Origin of the sequence: Sinorhizobium terangae (assembly GCF_029714365.1) — a bacterium.
In the GTDB taxonomy this organism is placed as follows: Bacteria; Pseudomonadota; Alphaproteobacteria; order Rhizobiales; family Rhizobiaceae; genus Sinorhizobium; species Sinorhizobium terangae.
Map to the genome: position 1 here is coordinate 956,517 of NZ_CP121659.1, position 23,862 is coordinate 980,378.

General features: G+C 60.8%; 20 protein-coding genes. 16 read left to right on the forward strand and 4 right to left on the reverse strand.

All coding sequences use genetic code 11. The features are described from left to right. Positions 1-3: 3 nt before the first annotated feature. The 14 genes from nuoH (at position 4) to QA637_RS04585 (ending at position 15,156) form a co-directional block, all read left to right on the forward strand. The gene (gene nuoH, locus QA637_RS04520; protein WP_153436582.1) at positions 4-1,047 is read left to right on the forward strand and encodes an NADH-quinone oxidoreductase subunit NuoH; all 1,044 of its coding nucleotides are present in this window, start codon (positions 4-6) and stop codon (positions 1,045-1,047) included. Positions 1,048-1,111: 64 nt separating this feature from the next. Next, positions 1,112-1,603, forward strand: a complete 492-nt coding sequence (nuoI, locus tag QA637_RS04525) for an NADH-quinone oxidoreductase subunit NuoI (protein ID WP_136504284.1) — start codon at positions 1,112-1,114, stop codon at positions 1,601-1,603. Positions 1,604-1,747: 144 nt separating this feature from the next. Further along, a complete protein-coding gene (locus QA637_RS04530; RefSeq protein ID WP_283064873.1) occupies positions 1,748-2,362 on the forward strand; it encodes an NADH-quinone oxidoreductase subunit J in 615 nt (204 codons plus the stop codon). A gap of 28 nt (positions 2,363-2,390) precedes the next feature. Further along, positions 2,391-2,699, forward strand: coding sequence for an NADH-quinone oxidoreductase subunit NuoK (nuoK, locus tag QA637_RS04535; RefSeq protein WP_066869967.1), 309 nt, complete (start codon positions 2,391-2,393; stop codon positions 2,697-2,699). 7 nt (positions 2,700-2,706) lie between these two features. After that, entirely contained in the window at positions 2,707-4,701 is a 1,995-nt protein-coding gene (nuoL, locus tag QA637_RS04540) for an NADH-quinone oxidoreductase subunit L (protein WP_283063898.1), read from the forward strand. Continuing rightward, entirely contained in the window at positions 4,701-6,212 is a 1,512-nt protein-coding gene (locus QA637_RS04545) for an NADH-quinone oxidoreductase subunit M (RefSeq protein WP_153436584.1), read from the forward strand. The genes nuoL and QA637_RS04545 overlap by 1 nt, the downstream gene beginning before the upstream one ends. A gap of 19 nt (positions 6,213-6,231) precedes the next feature. Next, positions 6,232-7,677, forward strand: a complete 1,446-nt coding sequence (nuoN, locus tag QA637_RS04550; RefSeq protein WP_153436585.1) for an NADH-quinone oxidoreductase subunit NuoN — start codon at positions 6,232-6,234, stop codon at positions 7,675-7,677. Continuing rightward, complete coding sequence (locus tag QA637_RS04555; RefSeq protein ID WP_153436586.1) at positions 7,674-8,441, forward strand: biotin--[acetyl-CoA-carboxylase] ligase; 768 nt, start codon at positions 7,674-7,676, stop codon at positions 8,439-8,441. The genes nuoN and QA637_RS04555 overlap by 4 nt, the downstream gene beginning before the upstream one ends. Positions 8,442-8,466: 25 nt before the next feature. Then, positions 8,467-10,134 (forward strand): ribonuclease J, encoded by a 1,668-nt coding sequence (locus QA637_RS04560; protein WP_283063902.1) that lies wholly within the window; start codon positions 8,467-8,469, stop codon positions 10,132-10,134. 60 nt (positions 10,135-10,194) lie between these two features. Continuing rightward, entirely contained in the window at positions 10,195-10,599 is a 405-nt protein-coding gene (gene mce / locus QA637_RS04565; RefSeq protein ID WP_153436588.1) for a methylmalonyl-CoA epimerase, read from the forward strand. Positions 10,600-10,758: 159 nt separating this feature from the next. After that, positions 10,759-11,028, forward strand: coding sequence for a DUF1467 family protein (locus QA637_RS04570; protein ID WP_153436589.1), 270 nt, complete (start codon positions 10,759-10,761; stop codon positions 11,026-11,028). A 765-nt stretch (positions 11,029-11,793) separates the two neighbouring features. Next, the gene (proS, locus tag QA637_RS04575) at positions 11,794-13,122 is read left to right on the forward strand and encodes a proline--tRNA ligase (protein WP_283063905.1); all 1,329 of its coding nucleotides are present in this window, start codon (positions 11,794-11,796) and stop codon (positions 13,120-13,122) included. A gap of 18 nt (positions 13,123-13,140) precedes the next feature. Beyond that, entirely contained in the window at positions 13,141-14,451 is a 1,311-nt protein-coding gene (locus tag QA637_RS04580) for a lipoprotein-releasing ABC transporter permease subunit (RefSeq protein WP_283063907.1), read from the forward strand. A gap of 18 nt (positions 14,452-14,469) precedes the next feature. Further along, positions 14,470-15,156 (forward strand): ABC transporter ATP-binding protein, encoded by a 687-nt coding sequence (locus tag QA637_RS04585; RefSeq protein ID WP_153436592.1) that lies wholly within the window; start codon positions 14,470-14,472, stop codon positions 15,154-15,156. Positions 15,157-15,270: 114 nt separating this feature from the next. Here QA637_RS04585 and QA637_RS04590 read toward each other — a convergent pair whose 3' ends face one another. Continuing rightward, positions 15,271-15,738 carry a DUF5680 domain-containing protein gene (locus tag QA637_RS04590; RefSeq protein ID WP_153436593.1) on the reverse strand — a complete coding sequence of 156 codons (468 nt, stop codon included), beginning with the start codon at positions 15,736-15,738 and terminating at the stop codon, positions 15,271-15,273. 493 nt (positions 15,739-16,231) lie between these two features. Here QA637_RS04590 and dnaE point away from each other — a divergent pair, with 493 nt between their 5' ends. After that, positions 16,232-19,726, forward strand: a complete 3,495-nt coding sequence (dnaE, locus tag QA637_RS04595; RefSeq protein WP_283063909.1) for a DNA polymerase III subunit alpha — start codon at positions 16,232-16,234, stop codon at positions 19,724-19,726. A gap of 46 nt (positions 19,727-19,772) precedes the next feature. On the opposite strand, the gene QA637_RS04600 is transcribed toward dnaE, so the two are convergent. Beyond that, entirely contained in the window at positions 19,773-20,999 is a 1,227-nt protein-coding gene (locus QA637_RS04600; RefSeq protein WP_283064875.1) for a L,D-transpeptidase family protein, read from the reverse strand. Positions 21,000-21,158: 159 nt separating this feature from the next. Further along, positions 21,159-22,451, reverse strand: coding sequence for a DNA polymerase IV (locus tag QA637_RS04605; RefSeq protein ID WP_283063911.1), 1,293 nt, complete (start codon positions 22,449-22,451; stop codon positions 21,159-21,161). 75 nt (positions 22,452-22,526) lie between these two features. Between QA637_RS04605 and QA637_RS04610 the strand changes: the two genes are divergently transcribed. Then, the gene (locus QA637_RS04610; protein WP_283063913.1) at positions 22,527-23,114 is read left to right on the forward strand and encodes a GNAT family N-acetyltransferase; all 588 of its coding nucleotides are present in this window, start codon (positions 22,527-22,529) and stop codon (positions 23,112-23,114) included. 89 nt (positions 23,115-23,203) lie between these two features. Here the strand turns inward: QA637_RS04610 and QA637_RS04615 are convergent, their stop codons facing one another. Next, positions 23,204-23,860: a hypothetical protein gene (locus QA637_RS04615; protein WP_283063914.1), complete on the reverse strand. Its 657-nt coding sequence runs from the start codon at positions 23,858-23,860 to the stop codon at positions 23,204-23,206. Positions 23,861-23,862: the final 2 nt, after the last annotated feature.

Genomic DNA, 23,862 nt, shown 5'->3' on the forward strand with positions numbered 1-23,862 from the left:
ATCATGGACGCTTTCGTTTCGACCTATCTCTGGCCTGCGATCATCATGATCGCCCAGTCGTTGCTGCTGCTGGTCGCGCTGCTGGTCTTCATCGCCTACATTCTGCTGGCCGACCGCAAGATCTGGGCCGCTGTGCAGCTCCGCCGCGGCCCGAACGTCGTCGGTCCCTGGGGATTGTTCCAGTCCTTCGCCGACCTCCTGAAATTCGTTTTCAAGGAGCCGGTCATTCCGGCCGGTGCCAACAAGACGATCTTCCTCCTTGCGCCGCTGGTTTCGGTGACGCTTGCGCTTGCTGCCTGGGCGGTCATTCCGCTCAACGCAAACTGGGTGATCGCGAACATCAACGTCGGCATCCTCTTCGTCTTCGCCATATCTTCTCTTGAAGTTTATGGCATCATCATGGGCGGCTGGGCGTCTAACTCGAAGTATCCCTTCCTCGGCGCCTTGCGTTCCGCCGCGCAGATGGTGTCCTACGAAGTTTCGATCGGCTTCGTCATCGTCACGGTTCTGCTTTGCGTCGGCTCGCTCAACCTGACGGACATCGTCACCGCACAGACCGACGGCCTTGGAACGATGATCGGCCTGCCGGCTTCGTTCCTCGACTGGCATTGGCTGTCGCTGTTCCCGATGTTCGTCGTGTTCTTCATCTCGGCCCTTGCCGAGACGAACCGTCCGCCCTTCGATCTGCCCGAAGCCGAATCCGAACTCGTTGCCGGCTTCATGGTCGAATACGGCTCTACTCCGTATATGATGTTCATGCTCGGCGAATACGCGGCGATCTGCCTTATGTGCGCGCTGACGACGATCCTGTTCCTCGGCGGCTGGCTTCCCCCGCTCGACGTGTGGTTCCTGAACTGGGTCCCGGGCATCGTCTGGTTCGTGCTGAAGGCCTCGTTCGTGTTCTTCATGTTCGCGATGGTCAAGGCTTTCGTGCCGCGCTACCGCTACGACCAGTTGATGCGCCTCGGCTGGAAGGTCTTCCTTCCGCTGTCGCTCGCCATGGTCGTCATCGTCGCATTCGTTTTGAAGCTGATGGGGTGGGCTTGATGTCCGTCCGCGCTTCGCTGCATACCGCCGGCGTCTCCGAGGCCGGCAAGTTTGGAGGTAAATGATGGCCGGTCTCTCGCAAGCCGTCAACTCGCTGTTCCTCAAGGAATTCGTCGGCGCGTTCTTCTTGTCCATGCGCTATTTCTTCAGGCCGAAGGCGACCGTGAACTATCCCTTCGAAAAGGGGCCGGTCAGCCCGCGTTTCCGCGGTGAGCATGCGCTCCGCCGTTATCCGAACGGGGAAGAGCGCTGCATCGCCTGCAAGCTGTGCGAGGCGATCTGTCCTGCCCAGGCAATCACCATCGAGGCCGGCCCGCGCCGCAACGACGGCACGCGCCGCACGGTGCGCTACGACATCGACATGGTGAAGTGCATCTATTGCGGGTTCTGCCAGGAAGCCTGTCCGGTCGACGCCATCGTCGAGGGGCCGAACTTCGAATTCGCCACCGAAACGCGTGAAGAGCTTTACTACGACAAGGAAAAGCTGCTCGCCAATGGCGACCGTTGGGAACGGGAAATCGCGCGCAACATCGCGATGGACTCGCCCTACCGCTGAGGCTATCTGCGTGACGCTGTATCGCGCCGCTTAAGAGCGACGCATGTGAAACAGGTATTGGGCGCCGGCCGGACCGTGTCCGGCTTTGCCCATGGAGTGGAGGCAGGCGCCTTCACGCCGAGCAAGACGAAAAAGGCACCGATCATGGGTCTGCAGGTTCTTTTTTTCTATCTCTTTGCCTTCATTGCGGTGGCATCGGCATTCATGGTCATTGCATCGAAGAACCCGGTTTATTCGGTTCTGTTCCTGATCCTGACCTTCTTCAACTCGGCGGGGCTCTTCCTGCTGACGGGGGCCGAGTTCCTGGCAATGATCCTGCTCGTCGTCTATGTCGGCGCGGTGGCGGTTCTGTTCCTGTTCGTCGTGATGATGCTCGACATCGATTTCGCGGAGCTGCGCGCGGGTGTGCTTGAATATGCGCCGATCGGCGCTCTGATCGGATTGATCCTTGCGGCCGAACTCATCATCGTCGTCGGCGGCACGACCTTCTCGCCGGAAATCGCCAAGGGTATCGCGATGCCGATTCCGCCGGTAACCGAGCGGACCAATACGGCCGCACTCGGCGACGTTCTCTACACACATTACATCTACTTCTTCCAAATCGCGGGGCTCGTGCTGCTCGTCGCCATGATCGGCGCCATCGTGCTGACGCTGCGCCACCGCCAGAACATCAAGCGCCAGAGCATTCCGCGGCAGGTTGCCCGCGCACCCGAGACCGCTGTCGAGGTGATCACGGTCAAGCCGGGGCAGGGCATCTAATCCGGACGCGAGGTCGAGGAACTACAACATGGAAATCGGAATTTCCCACTATCTGACCGTCAGCGCCATCCTGTTCACGCTCGGCGTCTTCGGCATCTTTCTCAACCGGAAGAACGTCATCATCATCCTGATGTCGGTGGAACTGATCCTGCTCGCTGTCAATATCAACATGGTGGCCTTCTCGGCCTTCCTGAACGACATCACCGGCCAGGTCTTCGCGCTGTTCATTCTGACGGTGGCGGCCGCCGAAGCGGCTATCGGACTTGCAATTCTCGTCGTCTTCTATCGCAACCGCGGCTCGATCGACGTCGAAGACATCAACACGATGAAGGGCTGATTGGGCTATGGACACCATTATCAAGGCTATCGTCTTTCTGCCTCTGATCGGCTTTCTCGTTGCTGGTCTTCTGGGCACGCAGATCGGTGCCAAGGCATCCGAATATGTGACAAGCGGGCTGATGGTTATCGCGGTCGCGCTGTCCTGGCTCGTTTTCTTCAACGTCGCGCTCGGCGAAGAGGAAATGCTCAAGGTTTCGGTACTGCGCTGGATCCAGTCCGGCAGCTTCGATGTCGAATGGGCCTTCCGTGTCGACACCCTGACGGCCGTCATGTTCGTGGTCGTCAACACGGTTTCGACGCTGGTGCACATCTATTCGATCGGATACATGCATCATGATCCGAACCGGCCGCGTTTCTTCGCCTATCTGTCGCTCTTCACCTTCGCGATGCTGATGCTGATCACGTCGGACAATCTCCTGCAGATGTTCTTCGGCTGGGAAGGCGTGGGCCTTGCGTCCTATCTGCTGATCGGCTTCTGGTACAAGAAGCCTTCGGCCAACGCTGCGGCGATCAAGGCCTTCATAGTCAACCGCGTCGGTGACTTCGGCTTCTCGCTCGGCATCTTCCTGGTCTTCGTGCTTTTCGGTTCGATCAATCTCGAAACCGTTTTCGCCACCGCCCAGAGCTACCTGCCTGCAGAAGGCGCCGAAGCCGGGGAAGCCGTCATCACGCTCTTCGGTATGCATCTCGACAAAGCGAACGCCGTGACGGCTGCCTGCCTGCTGCTCTTCATGGGCGCGATGGGCAAGTCGGCGCAGTTCCTTCTGCACACATGGCTGCCGGATGCCATGGAAGGCCCGACCCCGGTGTCGGCCCTCATCCATGCTGCAACCATGGTCACCGCCGGCGTCTTCCTCGTCGCGCGCATGTCGCCGCTGTTCGAACTCTCGCCCGATGCATTGACGGTCGTCACGCTGATCGGCGCCATCACCGCCTTCTTTGCCGCGACGGTCGGCCTCGTTCAGAACGACATCAAGCGCGTCATCGCCTATTCGACCTGCTCGCAGCTCGGCTACATGTTCGTGGCGCTCGGCGTCGGCGCCTATGGCGCCGCGATCTTCCACCTCTTCACGCATGCCTTCTTCAAGGCGCTCCTGTTCCTTGGTGCCGGTTCGGTGATCCACGCCGTCGATGGCGAGCAGGACATGCGCTACATGGGCGGCTTGCGCACACACATTCCGGTCACCTACTGGATGATGTTCATCGGCACGATTGCGCTGACGGGCGTCGGCATTCCCGGAACCGTCATCGGCACGGCCGGCTTCTTCTCGAAGGATGCGATCATCGAGTCGACCTTCGCCTCGCATAGTGCCGTCTCTACCTTCGCCTTCATCCTTCTGGTAATCGCCGCTCTGTTCACGAGCTTCTATTCGTGGCGCCTGACGTTCATGACCTTCCACGGCAGACCGCGGGCTTCCTCGGACGTCATGCATCACGTCCATGAATCGCCGCAGGTGATGTTGGTGCCGCTTTATATCCTGGCCGCCGGCGCGCTTGTCGCGGGCTTCCTGTTCCACGATTATTTCTTCGGCCATCACTATGCCGAGTTCTGGCAGGGCTCTCTCTTCACGCTGCCGGAAAATGAAGTTCTCGAGGAATACCACCACGTTCCGCTGTGGGTGCGGTGGAGCCCGTTCGTGGCCATGGCGCTCGGCCTCTACACCGCCTGGTACATGTACATCCGCTCGCCGGAGACGCCGAAGTACCTCGCCAACCAGCACCGCGGTCTTTACCAGTTCCTGCTGAACAAGTGGTACTTCGACGAGCTCTACGATTTCCTGTTCGTTCGTACCGCCAAGCGCCTCGGCACCTTCCTCTGGAAGGAGGGTGACGGCCGGGTGATCGACGGCTTTGGACCGAACGGTGTTGCGGCGCGTGTCCTCGATGTAACCGATCGCGTCGTGCGGATGCAGACCGGTTACCTTTATCACTACGCGTTCGCCATGCTGATCGGCATCGCTGCGCTCGTTACATGGATGATGCTCGGGAGTTCTTTCTGATGACCGATTGGCCCGTACTTTCCGCGGTCACCTTCATGCCGCTCGTCGGCGTTCTGCTTCTCTTGCTGACAAGGGAAGACAGCGTCTACGGCCGCCGGAACATCCTGAACGTGTCGCTGCTGACGACGATCTTCACCTTCGCCGTCTCGCTCTACATCTGGTATCAGTTCGACCCCTCGAACCCGGGCTTCCAGATGGTCGAGAAGCGCGAGTGGCTCGGCACCGGCATCTCCTATCACCTCGGCATCGATGGCATTTCCGTGCTGTTCGTGCCGCTGACCGCGCTCTTGATGCCGTTCTGCGTGCTGGCGAGCTGGCTCACGATCGAGAAGCGCCTGAAGGAATACATGATCGCGTTTCTGATGCTGGAAACGCTGATGCTCGGCGTCTTCGTCTCGCTCGACATCGTGCTCTTCTACGTGTTCTTCGAAGCAGGCCTCATTCCGATGTTCATCATCATCGGCGTCTGGGGCGGCAGGGATCGCGTCTATGCGAGCTACAAGTTCTTCCTCTACACGCTGTTGGGCTCGGTGCTGATGCTGCTCGCCATCATGGCGATGTATTGGCAGGCCGGCACGACCGATATCACAGAACTGCTGGCCTACAAGTTCCCGCGCGAGATGCAGACCTGGCTATGGCTTGCCTTCTTCGCCTCCTTCGCGGTGAAGATGCCGATGTGGCCGGTGCACACCTGGCTTCCCGACGCGCACGTCCAGGCGCCGACTGCGGGGTCGGTCATTCTGGCTGGCATCCTCTTGAAGCTCGGCGGCTACGGCTTCCTGCGCTTCTCGCTGCCGATGTTCCCGCTCGCTTCGGACTATTTCGCGCCGTTCGTGTTCACGCTGTCGATCGTCGCGATCATCTACACCTCGCTGGTGGCGATGATGCAGACCGATATCAAGAAGCTGATCGCCTATTCCTCGGTGGCGCACATGGGCTATGTCACCATGGGCACGTTTGCCGCCAATACGCAGGGCGTACAGGGCGCAATCTTCCAGATGCTGTCGCACGGCATCGTCTCGGGAGCGCTCTTCCTTTGCGTCGGCGTCGTCTATGACCGCCTGCACACCCGCGAGATCGCGGCCTACGGCGGCCTCGTCAATAACATGCCGAAATACGCGGTCGCCTTCATGGTCTTCACCATGGCGAACGTCGGCCTTCCCGGGACCTCGGGCTTCGTCGGCGAAGTGCTGACGCTGGTGGGTGCCTTCCGCGCCAATACCTGGGTCGCCTTGTTCGCCACCAGCGGCGTCATTCTCTCGGCCGCCTATGCGCTCTGGCTCTATCGCCGGGTGATTTTCGGTGCGCTCGAGAAGGAAAGCCTGAAGGCGCTCCTCGATCTATCGGCACGTGAGAAGCTTATCCTCTATCCGCTGGTGATTCTGACGATCTTCTTCGGTGTCTATCCGGCACCGGTCTTCGATGCGACCGCGGCCTCCGTGGATCTGCTCGTAAACAACTACTCCGCAGCCCTGCAGGCAGCGCAAGACGTTGCGCTTTCGGTGCAATGACCACAGGACGTGACTGGACATGACTGCTGAAACCCTCTTCGCAAGCCTGCAACTCTCGGTTCCCGAGCTGATCCTCGCGGCCGGCGCGATGGTGCTGTTGATGATTGGCGTCTTTTCGAACGAAAGGTCGTCCACGCCAACCGTAACCGGACTTGCCGTCGCACTGCTGATCATCGCCGGGCTGTGGCTCGTCCTGAAGACAGGCGAGGGTGAGGCCTATGGCGGCGCCTTCCTTTCCGATCCCTTCGCCAAGTTCATGAAGGTCCTGGCGCTGATCGGCTCGATTACGGCGATGGTGATGACCGTCGGCCATGCCCGTTCGACCCAGATCGACCGCTTCGAGTTTCCGGTGCTGCTGGTGCTGGCGACTCTCGGCATGCTGCTGATGATCTCCGCGAACGACCTGATCTCGCTCTACCTGTCGCTGGAGCTGCAGTCGCTGGCGCTCTATGTCGTGGCGGCGATCAATCGTGACAGCGTCCGTTCGACGGAAGCCGGGTTGAAATACTTCGTTCTCGGCGCCCTGTCGTCGGGCATGCTGCTTTACGGGATGTCGCTCGTCTACGGCTTCACCGGCCATACCGGTTTCGACGAGATCGCCGCGGCCCTGACGGCGGAAGGCCGTTCGCTGGGCCTCGTTTTTGGCCTGGCCTTCATCCTCGCCGGCCTAGCCTTCAAGATTTCCGCGGTTCCGTTCCACATGTGGACGCCGGACGTCTATGAAGGCGCACCGACCCCGGTCACCGCCTTCTTCGCAGCCGCACCGAAGGTCGCGGCGATGTCGATCCTCGTTCGCATCGTCATCAATGCCTTCGAACCGGTGGTCGCGGACTGGCAGCAGATCGTCGTTTTCATCTCGATCGCTTCCATGCTGCTCGGCGCTTTCGCGGCAATCGGCCAGAGGAACATCAAGCGGCTGATGGCGTATTCGTCGATCGGTCACATGGGTTATGCGCTGGTCGGTCTTGCGGCTGGCTCGATGGCGGGCGTGCGCGGCGTGATCCTCTACATGCTGATCTACATGATCATGACGCTCGGCACCTTCGCCTGCATTCTCGCCATGCGCCGCAAGGAAGGCGAGCACGTCGAGAATATCGATGACCTTGCCGGCCTCTCGCAGACCAATCCGTTTATGGCGACGGCTCTGACGATCCTGATGTTCTCGCTGGCAGGCATCCCGCCGCTCGCAGGCTTCTTCGCGAAGTATTTCGTGTTCGTCGCCGCCATCGAGGCGCATCTCTACGCGCTCGCGATCATCGGCGTGCTCGCGTCTGTCGTCGGTGCCTATTATTACCTGCGCGTCATCAAGGTCATGTGGTTCGATGAGGCCAAGGGTGAGTTCGCGCGCACCGCCGGCGAACTGCGCCTTGTCTTCGGCCTCTCCGGTCTGTTCGTTCTCGGATACGTGCTGATCGGCGGGCCGCTCGGAAGCGCCGCGGAAGTTGCGGCGCGGACCTTCTTTTGACCGGCGGGAAGGGCGGCGGCCGGATTTCGCCTGACGACTTCCGGCATGTTGCGCTTGCCGAGACCATCTCGACCAACAGCGAGTGTCTGGCGAAGGCGCGAGAAGGTGATCCCGGCAATCTCTGGATCACCGCCGGCCGACAGACGGGCGGCCGCGGCCGTCGCGGCCGCGCATGGGTTTCCGAACCCGGCAACCTCTACGCATCGCTGCTTCTCATCGATCCGGCGCCGATTGCGCGATTGCATTCGCTGCCGCTTGCCGTCGCGGTGGCCGCGCATCGGGCGATCCGGACAGTAATGCCGCCGGCCGCGGCGCCGGTAGAAATCAAATGGCCGAACGACATCCTCGTTGATGGCAAGAAGGTATGCGGCATTCTTCTTGAAGGAGAGGAACTTGCCGACGGGCGGCGGGCACTGGTCATCGGCATCGGGGTAAATGTCGGCATCGCACCCGAAGGAGCGCTCTATCCCGCGACGTCACTTCGTCGCGAGGGGGCGTCGGCGTCGCCGGATGAGCTGTTCGCACATCTTTTTCTCGCCGTTGCCGAGATGCTCTCCCTCTGGGACCGCGGCGCAGGCATCGCCAAGATCATCGAGCTCTGGCGTGCGGCGGCGCGGGGGATCGGCGAGACGATCACCGTCAACCTGCCGGATCGGTCGCTTTCGGGCCGCTTTGCCGGTATTGATCAGGACGGCCGGTTGTTGCTCGACACGGGATCCGGCACCCAGCAGGCGATTGCCGCCGGTGATGTATTTTTTGGATGATTGAAGAATAGGGGCGCGCGACGATATGGCGCAGGAAGAAGAACTGGTGTTCTTGCCGCTTGGCGGCGTCGGCGAAATAGGCATGAACCTCGGCCTTTATGGCTATGGCCGGCCCGGCAACCGCCAGTGGATCATGGTCGATTGCGGTGTGACTTTCCCCGGCCCGGAACTGCCCGGCGTCGAACTGGTCTTGCCGGACATCGCCTTCCTCGCCGAGGAGCGCCGCAATCTGAGGGCGATCATCATCACGCACGCGCATGAGGACCACTATGGTGCGTTGAACGACCTTTGGCCGGGCCTCAACGTTCCGGTCTATGCTTCGCCCTTCACAGCCGGCATGCTCGAGGCGAAGCGCGATTTCGAAAAAAGCCGCGGCGAAATTCCGGTCACGATCTTCAAGCAGGGGGACCGGATCAATGTCGGCCCCTTCAGCATCGAGGCAATCGGCGTCAACCATTCGATCCCTGAGCCGATGTCGCTCGTCATCCGCACGCCGCTCGGCACTATCGTGCACACGGGCGACTGGAAGATCGATCTTGAGCCGTCGCTCGGCCCGATCACGGACGAAGCGCGTTTCCGCCAGATCGGCGAGGAAGGCGTGTTGGCGCTCGTCTGCGACTCCACCAACGCGCTTCGCGACGGCGTTTCGCCATCCGAACAACAGGTTTCTGAAAGTCTCGCCAAGATCATCGCGAATGCTGAAGGTCGTGTCGGCATCACCACATTCTCCTCGAATGTCGGCCGGATTCGCTCTGTCGCCGAAGCGGCGGAGGCAGCGGGCAGGGAGGTTCTGCTGCTCGGCAGTTCGATGAAGCGCGTTGTGGACGTCGCCAGGGACCTCGGCCTGATGGAAGGTCTGAAGCCGTTCCTGGCTGAGGACGAGTTCGGCTATATTCCGCGCGACAAGGTCGTCGTGATCCTGACCGGCAGCCAAGGGGAGCCTCGGGCAGCGCTCGCCAAGATCGCCCGGGATGAGATGCGCAATGTGGCGTTTTCGGCCGGTGACACGATCGTCTTCTCGTCGCGTACCATTCCAGGAAACGAAAAGGCGATCAACGACATCAAGAATGGCCTGATCGAGCAGGGCATTCACATCATTACCGACAGCGAGGCGCTCGTGCATGTTTCCGGCCACCCACGGCGCAACGAGCTGCAGCAGATGTACCAGTGGGTCAAGCCGCAGATCGTCGTGCCCGTCCACGGCGAGGCAGCCCACCTGACCGCACATGCCGAACTGGCGCTGCACTCCGGTATCGCTAGTGTGCCGCGGCTGCGCAATGGTGAAATCCTGCGCCTGGCACCCGGCCCAGCGGAGGTGATCGACCAGGCGCCGCACGGTCGCATCTACAAGGACGGAACGTTGATCGGCGACTTCGACGAGATGGGCATCGGCGAGCGGCGTAAGCTTTCCTTCGCCGGCCACGTCTCCGTCAATGTCGTGCTCGACAATCGCTATGATTTCCTCGGTGATCCGGATGTCGTACCGATCGGACTTCCGGAATTCGACGACGAGGGCGAGGATATGGGCGATACGCTCTACGACGCTGTGCTCGGCGCGGTGGAAAGTATCCCTCGGGCAAAGCGGAAGGATCTCGCCATGTTGCAGGAAGCGGTTCGCCGCGCTGTGCGCAGTACCGCCAATCAGGTATGGGGCAAGAAGCCGGTTGTCACGGTTTTTGTTACCAAAGTCTGATTTCCCCACCTGAAGGCGCGGCGTAATCCACTGCGGAGCCTCGAAGGAAGGGAGCATTCGATGTTGGGAAGGGTAAATCACGTGGCGATCGCCGTGCCGGATTTGGCAACGGCGGCTGAAAGTTACCGTACGATGCTCGGCGCAAACGTCACCGAGCCGCAGGCGCTTCCCGAGCACGGTGTCACGGTCGTGTTCGTAACGCTGCCGAATACGAAGGTGGAACTGCTGGAGCCGTTGGGCGCGGCATCCCCGATTGCCGCTTTTCTTGCGAAGAACCCTGCGGGCGGCATGCACCACATCTGCTATGAGGTGGCGGACATCATTGCGGCTCGCGACCGGTTGAAGGAGGCGGGAGCACGGGTGCTCGGCGATGGAACGCCAAAAATCGGCGCCCATGGCAAACCGGTTCTGTTCCTGCACCCCAAGGACTTTCAAGGCACCTTGATCGAACTGGAAGAGGTGTGACAGTCGGGCGCGGCCCACTTGTTTGCCGGCCGGGCTGAGTGGCGTTATAAGGCGGACGCGATGGCCTTGCGGTAATTCAAAGTGCTACAGCGTCCTCTGCGCGTCTGATCAGACGCGCGGCGCTGCAGGGCCATCCAGCGATAAGAATTGAGACCCGCAATGTCCGTTTTTTCGACCCTTGCTATCTATTTCATCATCTGGTGGCTCACGCTCTTTGCCGTTCTGCCGCTGGGAGTGCGCACGCAAGCGGAGGAAAACGATGTCGTGCCCGGCAGTGTCGAAAGCGCTCCCGCGCGGTTCCGCGCCCTGCGCGTCGTGCTGCTGACCACCGCCATCGCTGCTGCCATTCACCTCGGCTGGTATTTCGTTTCGGTCAAACTGGGATACGGGATCGATTCCATCCCGCGTTTCGCGCCGAAATTTTATTGAATGGCTGCCGAGGCCTACTGCGAATTGCCGATGGGCAAAAATCGTGCCAGCGGGCAAAAGCCCGCCGCCAAATTCGCAGTTGAATAATTGTTTTCTCGCAGTTCCGAGGGAGAACGGGTGGCGCCGACGCCGGGACCTGAGCGGCAACGAAAAATTCTCGGGTTGACTGCCAGAGAATTGACATATTTCAACAGTGCTTCGGTGAAAGGGAGGCTGCGAAAAGCAAAAAAAAACAAGGCGTAAAGCCTTGTTTTCTAAGTTTCGCGTGATCTTTAATCCGTTTCCGGCGGCAGCGAACGAGCGCGCCTAAGATCTTATCCTCCCAAGACTTGACCGCGAATTCCGGCAAGAATTTGGTCTTCTTGCCTGTTTTGTGAGCCGAAATTAGCTCAAACATTGGGCGCTGTCATCTGCTTTTTTTGCATTTTTGCGACAGTCCGGCAATTTTTTTCCGTTGACAGGAGCCGTCCTTGTTCTGTTACTACCGTGCTCTTTTGACGCAGGCCAGTCCCGCGCATTTCCCACCAAACGCCATCTATTATGTGGTTTTCTTCCCGCTGCGGCAGGGTTTTCATCCGCGCGCGAAGCGGTTATGAACGCTGAGCTCGAAATGCTTTCCACCGGCCGTGTCGGAGGAGAAATTCAAGAGTACGATCGCAATGGGCTAAGCCGCTTCTCCTTGCTCGGGCGAAGGTGGCCGAAGCACAACGTCATTTCGCCCGAATCCGCCGATATTGCCAAGTCCACCAAGTTCTGGAACCTGTCATGCGCCTGTCCCGCTTTTTCATGCCCATCTTGAAGGAAAATCCGAAGGAAGCGGAAATCGTTTCCCACCGCCTGATGCTGCGGACGGGCATGATCCGCCAGCAATCTGCCGGCATCTATACCTGGCTGCCGCTTGGCAAGCGCGTGCTCGACAAGGTCAACGCGATCATTCGCGAAGAACAGAACCGCTCCGGCGCGATCGAGCTCCTGATGCCGACCCTGCAGTCGGCGGAGCTGTGGCAGGAGAGCGGACGCTACGATGCCTATGGCAAGGAAATGCTGCGCATCAAGGACCGGCAGGACCGGCCGATGCTCTATGGCCCGACGAACGAGGAGATGATCACGGACGTATTCCGCTCCTACGTGAAGTCCTATCGTGACCTGCCGCTCAACCTCTATCACATCCAGTTGAAGTTCCGCGACGAGATCCGTCCGCGCTTCGGCACGATGCGCTCGCGCGAGTTCCTGATGAAGGACGCCTATTCCTTCGATCTTGATCGCGAAGGGGCGGAGCACGCCTATAACCGGATGTTCGCCGCTTATCTGCGCACCTTCGCCCGCATGGGCTTGCGTGCGATCCCGATGCGCGCCGACACGGGGCCGATCGGCGGCAATCTCAGCCACGAGTTCATCATCCTTGCCGACACGGGCGAGTCGGAAGTCTTCTGCCACAAGGACTTCCTCGGATTCGACATCCCGGGCGAGGATACCAATTTCGACGATGTCGCCGGCCTGAAGGCGATCTTCGAGAAATGGACCTCACGTTATGCCGCAACCTCGGAAATGCATGATGAGGCGGACTTCAACGCCATTCCCGAGAGCGAACGCCTGTCGGCGCGCGGCATCGAGGTCGGCCACATCTTCTACTTCGGCACAAAATATTCCGAAGCGATGGGCGCGAGGGTGCTCGGACCGGACGGCAAGGAGCACACCGTGCACATGGGCTCCTACGGTATCGGCCCGACCCGTCTTGTGCCCGCGATCATCGAGGCATCGCACGACGAGAACGGTATCATCTGGCCGAAGTCGATCGCCCCGTTCGATGTCGTCGTCATCAACATGAAAGCGGGTGATGCCGCTTGCGATGCGGCGAGCGCCACGCTCTACTCGGGACTCGGGAAGGCTGGATTCGACGTGCTTCTGGACGATACCGATGACCGCGCCGGCGCGAAGTTTGCGACCGCCGACCTTATTGGTGTCCCTGTCCAGATCATCGTTGGACCGCGGTCGGTTGCGAACGGCGAAGTCGAGATCAAGGATCGTAAGACCGGCGAGCGCGAGACGATGACGATCGAAGCCGCGATCAACAAGCTGGTTGCGACGAGATAAAGGACGAAGGAAGCGAAGATGACCGCGGCGACTGAAGACCAGGTGCAGGCTGCCGCTCAGTCTGGTGTGCCTTCCAGCCGTCCCTTTTCCGCGTTCGAGCGCATGGTGGCCTGGCGCTATCTGCGCTCGCGTCGGAAAGAGGCCTTCATCTCGGTCATAGCCGGCTTCTCATTCATCGGCATCATGCTGGGTGTCGCGACGTTGATCATCGTCATGGCGGTGATGAACGGATTCCGCACCGAGCTCATTTCCCGCATCCTCGGCATGAACGGCCATATCATCGTACAGCCGCTCGATGGTCCGCTGACCAACTACGCGGAACTCGCCAATAAGTTTTCGGCGGTACCGGGCGTGACCATGGCGATCCCGATGGTCGAGGGACAGGTGCTCGCCCAGGGCTACGGTGATGCGTCGACAGGGGCCCTCGTTCGCGGGGTCCGTCCTGACGACCTCTCGAAGCTGAAATCCATTTCCGAGCACATCCAGTCCGGCGATCTGGTCGGCTTTGCGTCTGGCAGCGGTGTTGCAATCGGTTCGCGCATGGCCGAACAGCTGGGCATCCGTGTCGGCGGCACGATCACGCTGACCTCGCCGAACGGCGATGTGACGCCCATGGGCATGAATCCGCGCGTCAAGGCCTATACCGTCTCGGCGATCTTCGAAATCGGCATGTCGGAATATGACGCAACGATCATCTTCATGCCGCTCGAGGAGGCGCAGCTTTACTTCAACGCCGAGGGCCTCGTCCAATCGATCGAAATTTTCGCCGAACATCCGGACGGGGTCGATTCCCTGCGCAAGCCCATTGAAGATGCGGCCGGCCGGCAGATCTTCATCACCGACTGGCGCGACCGCAACAAAACCTTCTTCTCTGCGCTTGAGGTCGAGCGCAACGTGATGTTCATGATCCTGACGCTGATCGTGCTGGTCGCGGCCTTGAACATCATTTCCGGCCTCATCATGCTGGTGAAGGACAAGGGCAGCGACATTGCAATCCTCAGAACCATGGGCGCAACGTCCGGATCGGTGATGCGCATCTTCTTCATGACCGGCGCCGCCATCGGGGTCGCCGGCACGATCGCCGGCGTGCTCCTTGGCGTCGTCGTCTGCCTTAATATCGAATCGATCCGCCAGTTCTTCTCGTGGGTCTCGGGAACGACGCTCTTCAATCCCGAGCTCTATTTCCTGAGCCAGCTTCCCGCCGATATGAATGCGGACGAGACGATTGCCGTCGTCATCATGGCGATTGCCCTTTCCTTCCTTGCCACGATCTTCCCGGCCTGGCGTGCCTCGCGCCTCGATCCGGTGCAGGCCCTGCGGTACGAATAACAAGGACAAGAACGCAAAATGAATGCGCGTGTGGCACTGCAGCTCTCCGGCATCGAGCGGCACTATGGCGAGGGCGACACCTACCTCCCGATTCTCAAGGGCGTCGATTTCACGCTGCGAAGCGGTGAGACCGTCGCGCTCGTGGCGCCTTCGGGAACCGGCAAGTCGACGCTCTTGCATGTCGCGGGCCTGCTCGAACATCCGGACGCGGGCGAAGTCGTCGTGAATGGATTGGCTTGCAACGGGCTCAGCGATGATCGGCGCACGGCTATCCGGCGAAAGGAAATCGGCTTCGTCTATCAGTTCCATCACCTTCTGCCGGAATTTTCCGCGCTGGAAAACATCATGATGCCGCAACTGATTGCCGGCCTTCCGAAGGCAGAAGCGGCGGAGAGAGCCGCCGCTTTGCTCGACTATATGCGCATCGGCCACCGTGGCAGCCATAGGCCGGCTGAGCTTTCGGGCGGCGAGCAGCAGCGCGTCGCCATCGCCCGTGCTGTGGCCAATGCGCCGCTCGTTCTGCTGGCCGATGAGCCGACCGGCAATCTCGATCCCGAGACCGCCGGCTATGTGTTCGAGGCGATGGAGGCACTGGCACGCCAGTCGGGCCTTGCCGCATTGATTGCGACGCACAATCATGAACTCGCCTCCCTGATGGATCGCCGTGTGACGATCGAGGACGGGAAGGTCGTCGAACTGAAGTAGTGCGCGGGTAGAGCAGGAGGAAGTGTGCGGCTTTCCGCGCGCGTCCCGCTCCGACTCATTGGAGTGACCAGGTTTATGATCGGGTCGCTTCGGCCCAGGATCATCGCGAGCTGGTCAAGGAACGATGAGCCCGCCGCGATAATCGAGCTCATAGGCCTCTTCGCCATCGACAAAGATGACCTCGCGTCCGGAAAAATGATCGGTCGCCCCGCGGCTGCTGTCGACGTAACAACCGTAGGCGTGCTGATATCGCGTGCCGCCGAGGAAATGGCGCCTGTCGCGGTACATGGTCTGTAGTGCAGTTTTGATGACGGCGCCGGCTCGTTCCGCGTCGATTAGGTCCGGACGGATGATTCGACCGAAATAATTCATCGCCCAGCGCGGATTGCCTCCGTGCCAGACGGTTTCCTGGCCGGCAAAATCCGTTCCGCCGAAATAGCTGTCGAGATAGCTCCACGCACCGCGCTGGTGACCGATATCGCGTGAGCCGGGTCTGCAGGCAGGGAGCGCCGCTCCGCCGCCGACATAGGTTCTCGATTTCGCCTCGACGATGAAGTCGGTGAGTTCCTCGATGCTGAACATGAGCGTCCTCCCATTTTCGCCAGCGAGGATGCCGTAACATCGCCAGCTTGTAAAGAACAAAAAGGGAACAAACGGTGCCGGCCTCCGAACTGCCTGCGGTTTGGTTTGGATCTTGGGAGTTGCAATCTGGTGCCCAGCCACACGCGTTAACCATGAACTTTGAATTACGGGATCTTTTATTCAGGCTTGCTTGACTTCGGAACAAAAAAAGAACAAAAGAAAAACAATAGCGGAAAGGAGCCATATTATGACTGATTTCGTTCGTGATCTCGCCGCCTTCGCCTCCATGAGCCTGTTCATCGCCAGCATTTCAGTGATTGCGCTCGGATTCTGATCCTTCTGCGCTGGTGCGGCTTCGCATGGCGTGGCCGCGTCGGACCTGCGCTGCCTCGGATGCAATGTTGAAAAAAGACCGTGGCTCCGGCCGTTGTGCTGGACATCAAGGACCGGAAACGGGATATCCTCTGCTCCGAACGGGAATCGGAGTGCAACGATGGCGAATGACGAAAGCCTTGGGCAGGGCGCCACTGTGAAGGATCCGCAGTTTGTACACTTGCGTGTGCATTCGGCCTTCTCGCTGCTCGAGGGCGCGCTGCCGCTGAAGAAGATCATCGGCAAGGCTGTGGCCGATGAACAGCCAGCCATTGGCATTGCCGACACCAACAATCTGTTTGCTGCGCTCGAATTCTCCCAAAAGGCGGCGGATGACGGCTTGCAGCCGATCATTGGCTGCCAATTGTCGATCGACATGGAGGACGAGGCCGAAGTGGAGCGGCGCGGCCATCATCATCAGCTTGCAAAGCTGCCGTCGCTCGTGCTGATCGCCGCAACGGACGCTGGCTATGTCCGGCTCGTCGACCTCGTCAGCCGCGCCTATCTCGACGGCGAGGGCAGCCAGGCGGCGCGAATAACCCGGTCATGGCTGACCGAAGGCGGGACCGATGGACTGATCGCGCTGACGGGGGCGGCGAGCGGACCGATCGACATGGCATTGAAGGCGGGTTCGCCGGTTCTGGCCGAAAATCGGCTGAAAGCGTTGATCGAGCTCTTCGGCGACCGGCTCTACCTGGAACTGCAGCGGCATGGCAATTATGACCGGCGGCACGAGAGCCGCATGGTCGATCTCGCCTATCGCTTTGATGTGCCCCTGGTGGCGACCAACGAGGCGTTCTTTCCCGCGCCGGCCGACTATGATGCGCACGACGCTTTGATGGCAGTCGCGCACAACGCGATGGTTTCGGATGACAGCCGTTTCCGGCTGACGCCGGACCACTATCTGAAAAGCCGCAAGGAAATGGCGGCGCTCTTCGCCGATCTGCCGGAGGCATTGGAGAACACGATCGAAATCGCCCGGCGCTGCTCTTTCATGCTGAAGACGCGGGGGCCGATCCTGCCGCGCTTCACCGGCGCTTCGGATGACCCGGAGGAAGCCGAGCGTGCGGAGGCTGCGGAGCTTCGTCGGCAGGCGGAGGAGGGGCTGGAGCGTCGCCTGGCGAAGCTCGGCATGGCACCCGGCTACAAGGAAGAGGATTATCGCGAGCGGCTGGCCTTCGAACTCGGCGTCATCGAACGCATGAAGTTCCCGGGCTACTTCCTGATCGTTTCGGATTTCATCAAGTGGGCCAAGCAGCACGACATTCCCGTCGGCCCGGGCCGCGGCTCGGGTGCGGGATCGCTCGTTGCCTATGCGCTGACGATCACCGACGTCGATCCGATGCGGTTCTCGCTGCTGTTCGAGCGCTTCCTCAATCCCGAACGCGTGTCGATGCCCGACTTCGATATCGACTTCTGCCAGGACCGGCGTGAAGAGGTGATCCGCTACGTTCAGGGCAAATACGGCCGCGAGCAGGTGGCGCAGATCATCACCTTCGGATCACTTCAGGCGCGTGCGGCGTTGCGCGATGTTGGCCGCGTGCTCGAAATGCCCTATGGCCAAGTCGACAAGATCTGCAAGCTGGTGCCGAATAACCCCGCCAATCCGACGCCGCTTTCGAAAGCGATCGAGGAGGAGCCGCGGCTTCAGGAGGAGGCGGAAAAGGAGCCGGTCGTGGCGCGCCTCCTCGATATCGCCCAGAAGATCGAGGGCCTCTACCGCCATGCTTCGACGCACGCCGCCGGCATCGTCATCGGTGATCGGCCGCTTTCGAAGCTGGTGCCGATGTACCGGGATCCGCGTTCGGACATGCCGGTCACCCAGTTCAACATGAAATGGGTGGAGCAGGCCGGCCTCGTCAAATTCGACTTCCTCGGCTTGAAAACGCTGACGGTGCTGAAGACCGCGGTCGATTTCGTCGCCAAGCGCGGCATTCATATCGATCTTGCGAGCATTCCGCTTGACGACGTGAAGACCTACGAGATGCTTTCCCGCGGCGAGACGGTCGGCGTGTTCCAGGTGGAAAGCGCCGGCATGCGCAAGGCGCTGATCGGCATGCGGCCGGACTGCATCGAGGACATCATCGCCCTCGTTGCGCTCTACCGTCCGGGCCCGATGGAGAACATTCCGGTCTACAACGCCCGCAAGCACGGCGAGGAAGAGATCGAGTCGATCCATCCGAAGATCGACTACCTGCTGAAGGAGACGCAGGGCGTTATCGTCTATCAGGAGCAGGTGATGCAGATCGCCCAGGTGCTCTCTGGCTACTCGCTCGGCGAGGCCGATCTGTTGCGCCGCGCCATGGGCAAGAAGATCAAGGAGGAGATGGACAAGCAACGCGCCCGCTTCGTCGAAGGCGCCGTCAAGAACGAGGTATCGAAACCGCAGGCCGACCTGATCTTCGACCTGCTTGCGAAGTTCGCCAACTACGGCTTCAACAAGTCGCATGCGGCCGCCTACGCAATCGTCTCCTACCAGACCGCCTATATGAAGGCGCATTATCCGGTTGAGTTCCTCGCCGCGTCGATGACGCTCGATATGTCCAATACGGAAAAGATCAACGATTTCCGTCAGGACGCCATGCGCCTCGGTATCGAAGTGATCGCGCCGTCGGTGCAGACCTCCTTCCGCCATTTCGAGACCGGCGACAACCGCATCTATTATTCGCTAGCCGCGATCAAGGGCGTCGGCGAGTCGGCCGTCGAGCACATCGTGGCTGTCCGCGGCGATCGCCCCTTCGCGAGCCTCGAGGACTTCTGCCTCCGGATCGATCCGAAGCTCCTGAACAGGCGCGTTTTCGAAAGCCTGATCGCCGCAGGCGCATTCGATTGCTTCGGCTACGACCGGGCCGAACTCATTGGCGGTCTTGATCGGGTCCTGGGCTTTGCCCAGCGCGCGCAGGAAAACAAGGTGAGCGGCCAGAGCGATATGTTCGGCGCCGGTGCCGCAACCGGTCCGGAGAGAATCGCGCTGCCGGCCTACACGCCTTGGCTCGCCTCCGAGAAGCTGCACCGGGAGTTCCAGGTGCTCGGCTTCTATCTTTCCGCCCATCCGCTCGATACCTACAACAAGCTGCTGGCGAAGATGCGCGTGCAGACTTTCGCCGATTTCGCTGCAGCCGTGAAGCAGGGGGCGACCGCCGGCCGCCTGGCCGGAACGGTGACGTCCAAGCAGGAGCGCAAGACGCGCACCGGCAACAAGATGGGGATCGTCGCCTTTTCGGACGCATCGGGCCAGTTCGAGGCCGTTCTCTTCTCGGAAATGCTGAACCAGTATCGCGATCTTCTCGAGCCGGGCAAATCGCTGGTCATGACGGTCGCCGCCGAGGAGCGTCCGGAAGGAATCGGCCTTCGCATTCAGACTCTGCGGTCTCTCGAAGAGGAGTCGCTGCAGATGCAGAAGGCGCTGAGGGTGTTTGTTCGGGACGCCGGTCCGCTGCGCTCCATCGCCTCCCATCTCAACACGAAGGGCGATGGTCTCGTCTCATTCGTGGTCATCAAGGAAAACGGCCAGCGGGAGATCGAGGTCGAGCTCAACGAGAAATACCGGATTTCGCCGGAGATCGCCGCGGCGCTTCGCTCGGCCCCCGGTGTCGTCGATGTCGAGCTCGTCTAGGGAAAATAAGTGTAACGGCTTTCCGTACGGATTTGCTCCGGGTCTGTCAGCGCGCGGAAGTGCGCGTGAAGGTGATAAAATCCGTTCCCTCACCGGTCTCCTGTCCGCTCTCCGCATCGGAGATTGACAGCGATGATCCGTTGACGAGGAGGCCTGCGATCCGCGCCCGCACGTCAGCGGCGACGGTGATCCGCTCCAGCGTTGCTTGAAGGGCATCGGATGCCGAAGGATCGGCGTCGAGGGAAATGCCGAGGCGTTTTTTCATCGACACAGGCAAGTGATTTTCCAGGGAAACGCCAAACCACTTGCCGGCGCCGCTTGCCGCATCGTGATCCTGGAACTGCAGGAAATGCGTTCCCAGCGCAGCTTCGGGCTGCTCGATATCAACGTCGGCCGAGAAGAGCGGCTGGAACCGTTGACGCACGAGCAGTATGCCGTTTGACGGCTTTTCGCGGCCGGCCTTGCGGAACACTTTGTCGATCAGTTCCGGGGTTATCTTGCCGTCAGGTGGAAGGCCTTCGGCAGACTGGAAGGCACGCGCGGCATCATACGTGGCGGGACCGGTCCAGCCATCCGGAATGCCGGCATCGAAGCCGAGGCTGCTTAGCAGCACCTGCAGCTCGCGGATGGTGTCGCGGGTGCTGCGCCGCGTGATCAAGATGCGGATCGGTGCCTGCGGTTGGCTGGAAGCGGCCGGCACTGAGGCCGTCTTGATCATGGCCACTTCGAGGGGATCGTTCTCCTTCTGGCTGAGTGCGGGACGCAGCGGAACATCCGAAAGCGGAGCCGGCTTTTCTTCAAGCGCTTGGTTCGGCTGGAAAAGCGTGGCGCTCGAAACCTCGGTCGGAATCACCTGTCGATCAGAAATCAGCACGTGCATTCCGTGCCTGGTCATCTTGAACAGTTTTGCCGCAAATTTGCTGGGCAACCGCACGCAACCGTGCGAGGCCGGATATTTTGGTACGTGGTCCGAGCCGTGGAGGGCAATTCCGGACCAGGTCAGCCGCTGCATGAACGGCATCGGCGCGTTCGAATAGATGTTGGACTTGTGGTGGCGGCGCTTTTCGAGGATCGAGAAGATGCCCGTCGGCGTCGAATGGCCGCCTTTCCCGGTCGATACCTTCGAGGTGGCTATGACGGCATTGCCGTCATAGACGACGATCGATTGCTGCTTCGTCGAGACGATCACCTGCAGCGGTTGATCGCTGGCGGCAAACGCGGACGACGCAGAGACCAGCAGGAGGGCGAACCCGCCTCCGAGAGTGAAACGCAAAACCATACTCTCATTCCAACGCAAGAACCGTCGAATGAGCGTATCCGCCAATATTTAAGGAATTCGATCCGTGCGAGCAGGCCTACGGCGCCGCGCCTCTTTCGGGCGCATAAGGTCGCTATAGCATCTTGAAGTGCTGTATCTCTTTACGCGACCGGGCTACTGATCGCGACGCCGGGGGCCGAAGGTATAGCCGGTCTCGACGGTTGTCTTGCCGAACTTCTCGCGCAGCTTGTTGATGGCATCCTCGGCAGCCGCGCGCCGAGTCGCTGCCGGATCCACCAGGTCCGGTGGATCGGCAAGGCTAGGATCGGACAGGTCGCTGACGCCGATGCCGATCAGCCTGTATCGCGTACCGTCGACTTCCTTTTCCAGAAGCTGGAGGCCGGTGCGGAAGATACGATCCGCCAGACGTGTCGGGCTGTCGAGCCGCCTGTTGCGTGTGCGAAGTTTGAAGTCGGCGGTCTTGAGCTTGAGGACGACGGTTTGTCCGGCGAGCTCCGCCTTGCGTAGGCGCAGCGCCACCTGTTCGCTGAGCCGCCTGAGGTGCGGGACCAGTTCCTCCGGGCGCGACAGATCGTCGTTGAACGTGGTTTCCGACGACACGCTCTTGGCCTCTCCGTCCGTTTCCACGATCCGCTCGTCCCGGCCGCGCGAGAGGCGGTAGAGCCTTTGGCCCATCGTGCCGTAGCGGCGCATCAGGTCAGCTTCCTCCATCATCCGCAATTGGCCGATGGTGCGGATGCCGTCCCTTTCGAGCGTCGCGGCAAAGGCCTTGCCGACACCCCAGATCAGTGTGACCGGACGCTCCTTGAGGAAGTCCACCGCCTCGGCCTGACCGATGACAGAGAAGCCACGTGGCTTCTGCAGGTCGGACGCAACCTTGGCGAGGAACTTGCAGTAGGACAGGCCGACGGAGACGGTGATGCCGATTTCCTGCTCCACGCGCTTCGCGAACCGGGCAAGTGTCCGGGCCGGGGGATCGTGATGGAGACGTTCGGTGCCACTGAGATCGAGGAAGGCTTCGTCGATCGACAGCGGCTGTACAAGCGGTGTCAGCTCCAGCATCAGCGACCGTACTTCGCGTCCGACGCGCGAATATTTCTCCATGTCCGGCTTGATCACAACCGCCTGCGGACAGGCTTCCAGCGCCTTGAACATCGGCATGGCGGAGCGAACACCGTGAATGCGGGCGATGTAGCAGGCGGTCGAAACGACGCCGCGTTTGCCGCCGCCAATGATCACCGGCTTGTCAGCAAGCTCCGGATCGTCGCGCTTCTCGATCGACGCGTAGAAGGCATCGCAGTCGATATGCGCGAGCGTCAGCTTGTAGAGTTCGGAGTGGCGAAGAAGCCGCGGGCTGCCGCAAGACAGACACCGTCGTGGTTCGGTGGCCTGCGCCCTGAGGCAGTCTCGGCAGAAGCCAGGAATCGATGCGGCGCTGTCGGGCATATCCGGAACAAATGTTGAACGCGGCGACTTTACGCTCTACGCTACTGAGTCTCAAGGCGGAGATCGGAGGCCGTTTTGGATATCGTCCTTGAATTCGAGCCGGTCACGGCGGAGCGTTGGCACGACTTCGAACAACTCTTCGGCCGGCAAGGCGCCTTTTGCGGCTGCTGGTGCGTTGCCCTGCGGCTGCCAAACGCCATCCGCACGCGTATGTCGTCCGATGAGCGCAAGGGCTTCATCAAAGATCGGATCGCAGCCGGACCGCCACCCGGCATACTTGGATATTGCGAGGGCGCGCCGGTGGCCTGGGTGCAGGTCGGCCCGCGTCATGACGTCCCCCAATTCAATTCGCCGCGCATGGTCTCGCGACCGCTTCATGATTTCGAGGCCGAGGACCGAACAGTTTGGGCGCTGAGTTGTCTGTTCCTTCTGCCGCGCCTGCGTGGAAACGGATTGAGCCATCGCCTGCTTGCTGCGGCGATCGACCATGCACGGGCCGGGCGCGCCCGTTTTCTCGACGCATGCCCGATCGACCACGCCAAGCAGTCGAAATCGCCAACGCTGTGCATCGGCTCCACGGCAATCTTCGACCTTGCCGGTTTCGAGACGGTTGCACGGCGCAAGGACGGCAGACCGCTGATGCGACTGGATTTGAGCCGATGAGCATAACTGCTGGAATTCGGCGGGTATTGGAATCGGGCGTCGTCTCCGACGCAGTGACCGCGCGCCGAAAGAGCCGCTTGAAATGCGACTCACCTCCGTGGCGCCCAACGTCCGAAGTGCGCACGGATCAGTGGCACGGCCTCTGTCCAATCCGCAGCCGCATGGATGCCGGCGTCGGGTACCGGGGCAAGAGCGCGAAATTCGGTGTTGGCCATCAGGTTTATGAGAAGGCACGAAGGTGCGTAATCCCTTACCGAATGGAGATTGCGCAGGATGTCGTCGATGAAGACGACGGGGAGTTCCCGGCCTCCGTGCAGTTGCTCGACAAGCGGCCCCTTGGGTTCCTCGGAGGCGAGCAGCGGATAGGGGAGGCCGAGGGCGTCGAGCAGCGCACGTCGCTTGGCCGCATGCCGCGGTGGCATCGCGGTCAGAAACACGATGTCCGCCTCGGCGGAGAGTTCCGCAAGCGTGTTGACCACCAGCGCGGCCGGTGTCTGCCATCGTTGCTGCGTATCGTAGAAGGCGTCGAGCAGCGCCTTCACAGTTGCCTCGCTCGCTGCTTCGCCGTCTTGCAGATCGACGATGTTGCCGCTCAGGCGGAAGGAGCGGGGCAACAGCCTATGCTGACGGCTTTCGAGGAAGAGCTTGAACGGCGTCAGGAATTCCAGGACAACTTCATCGACGTCGCTGACGATCAGGGGTCTGTGCCCCAGACGAATGACGTCGTCGGGTCGGCCGGCGGCCATGC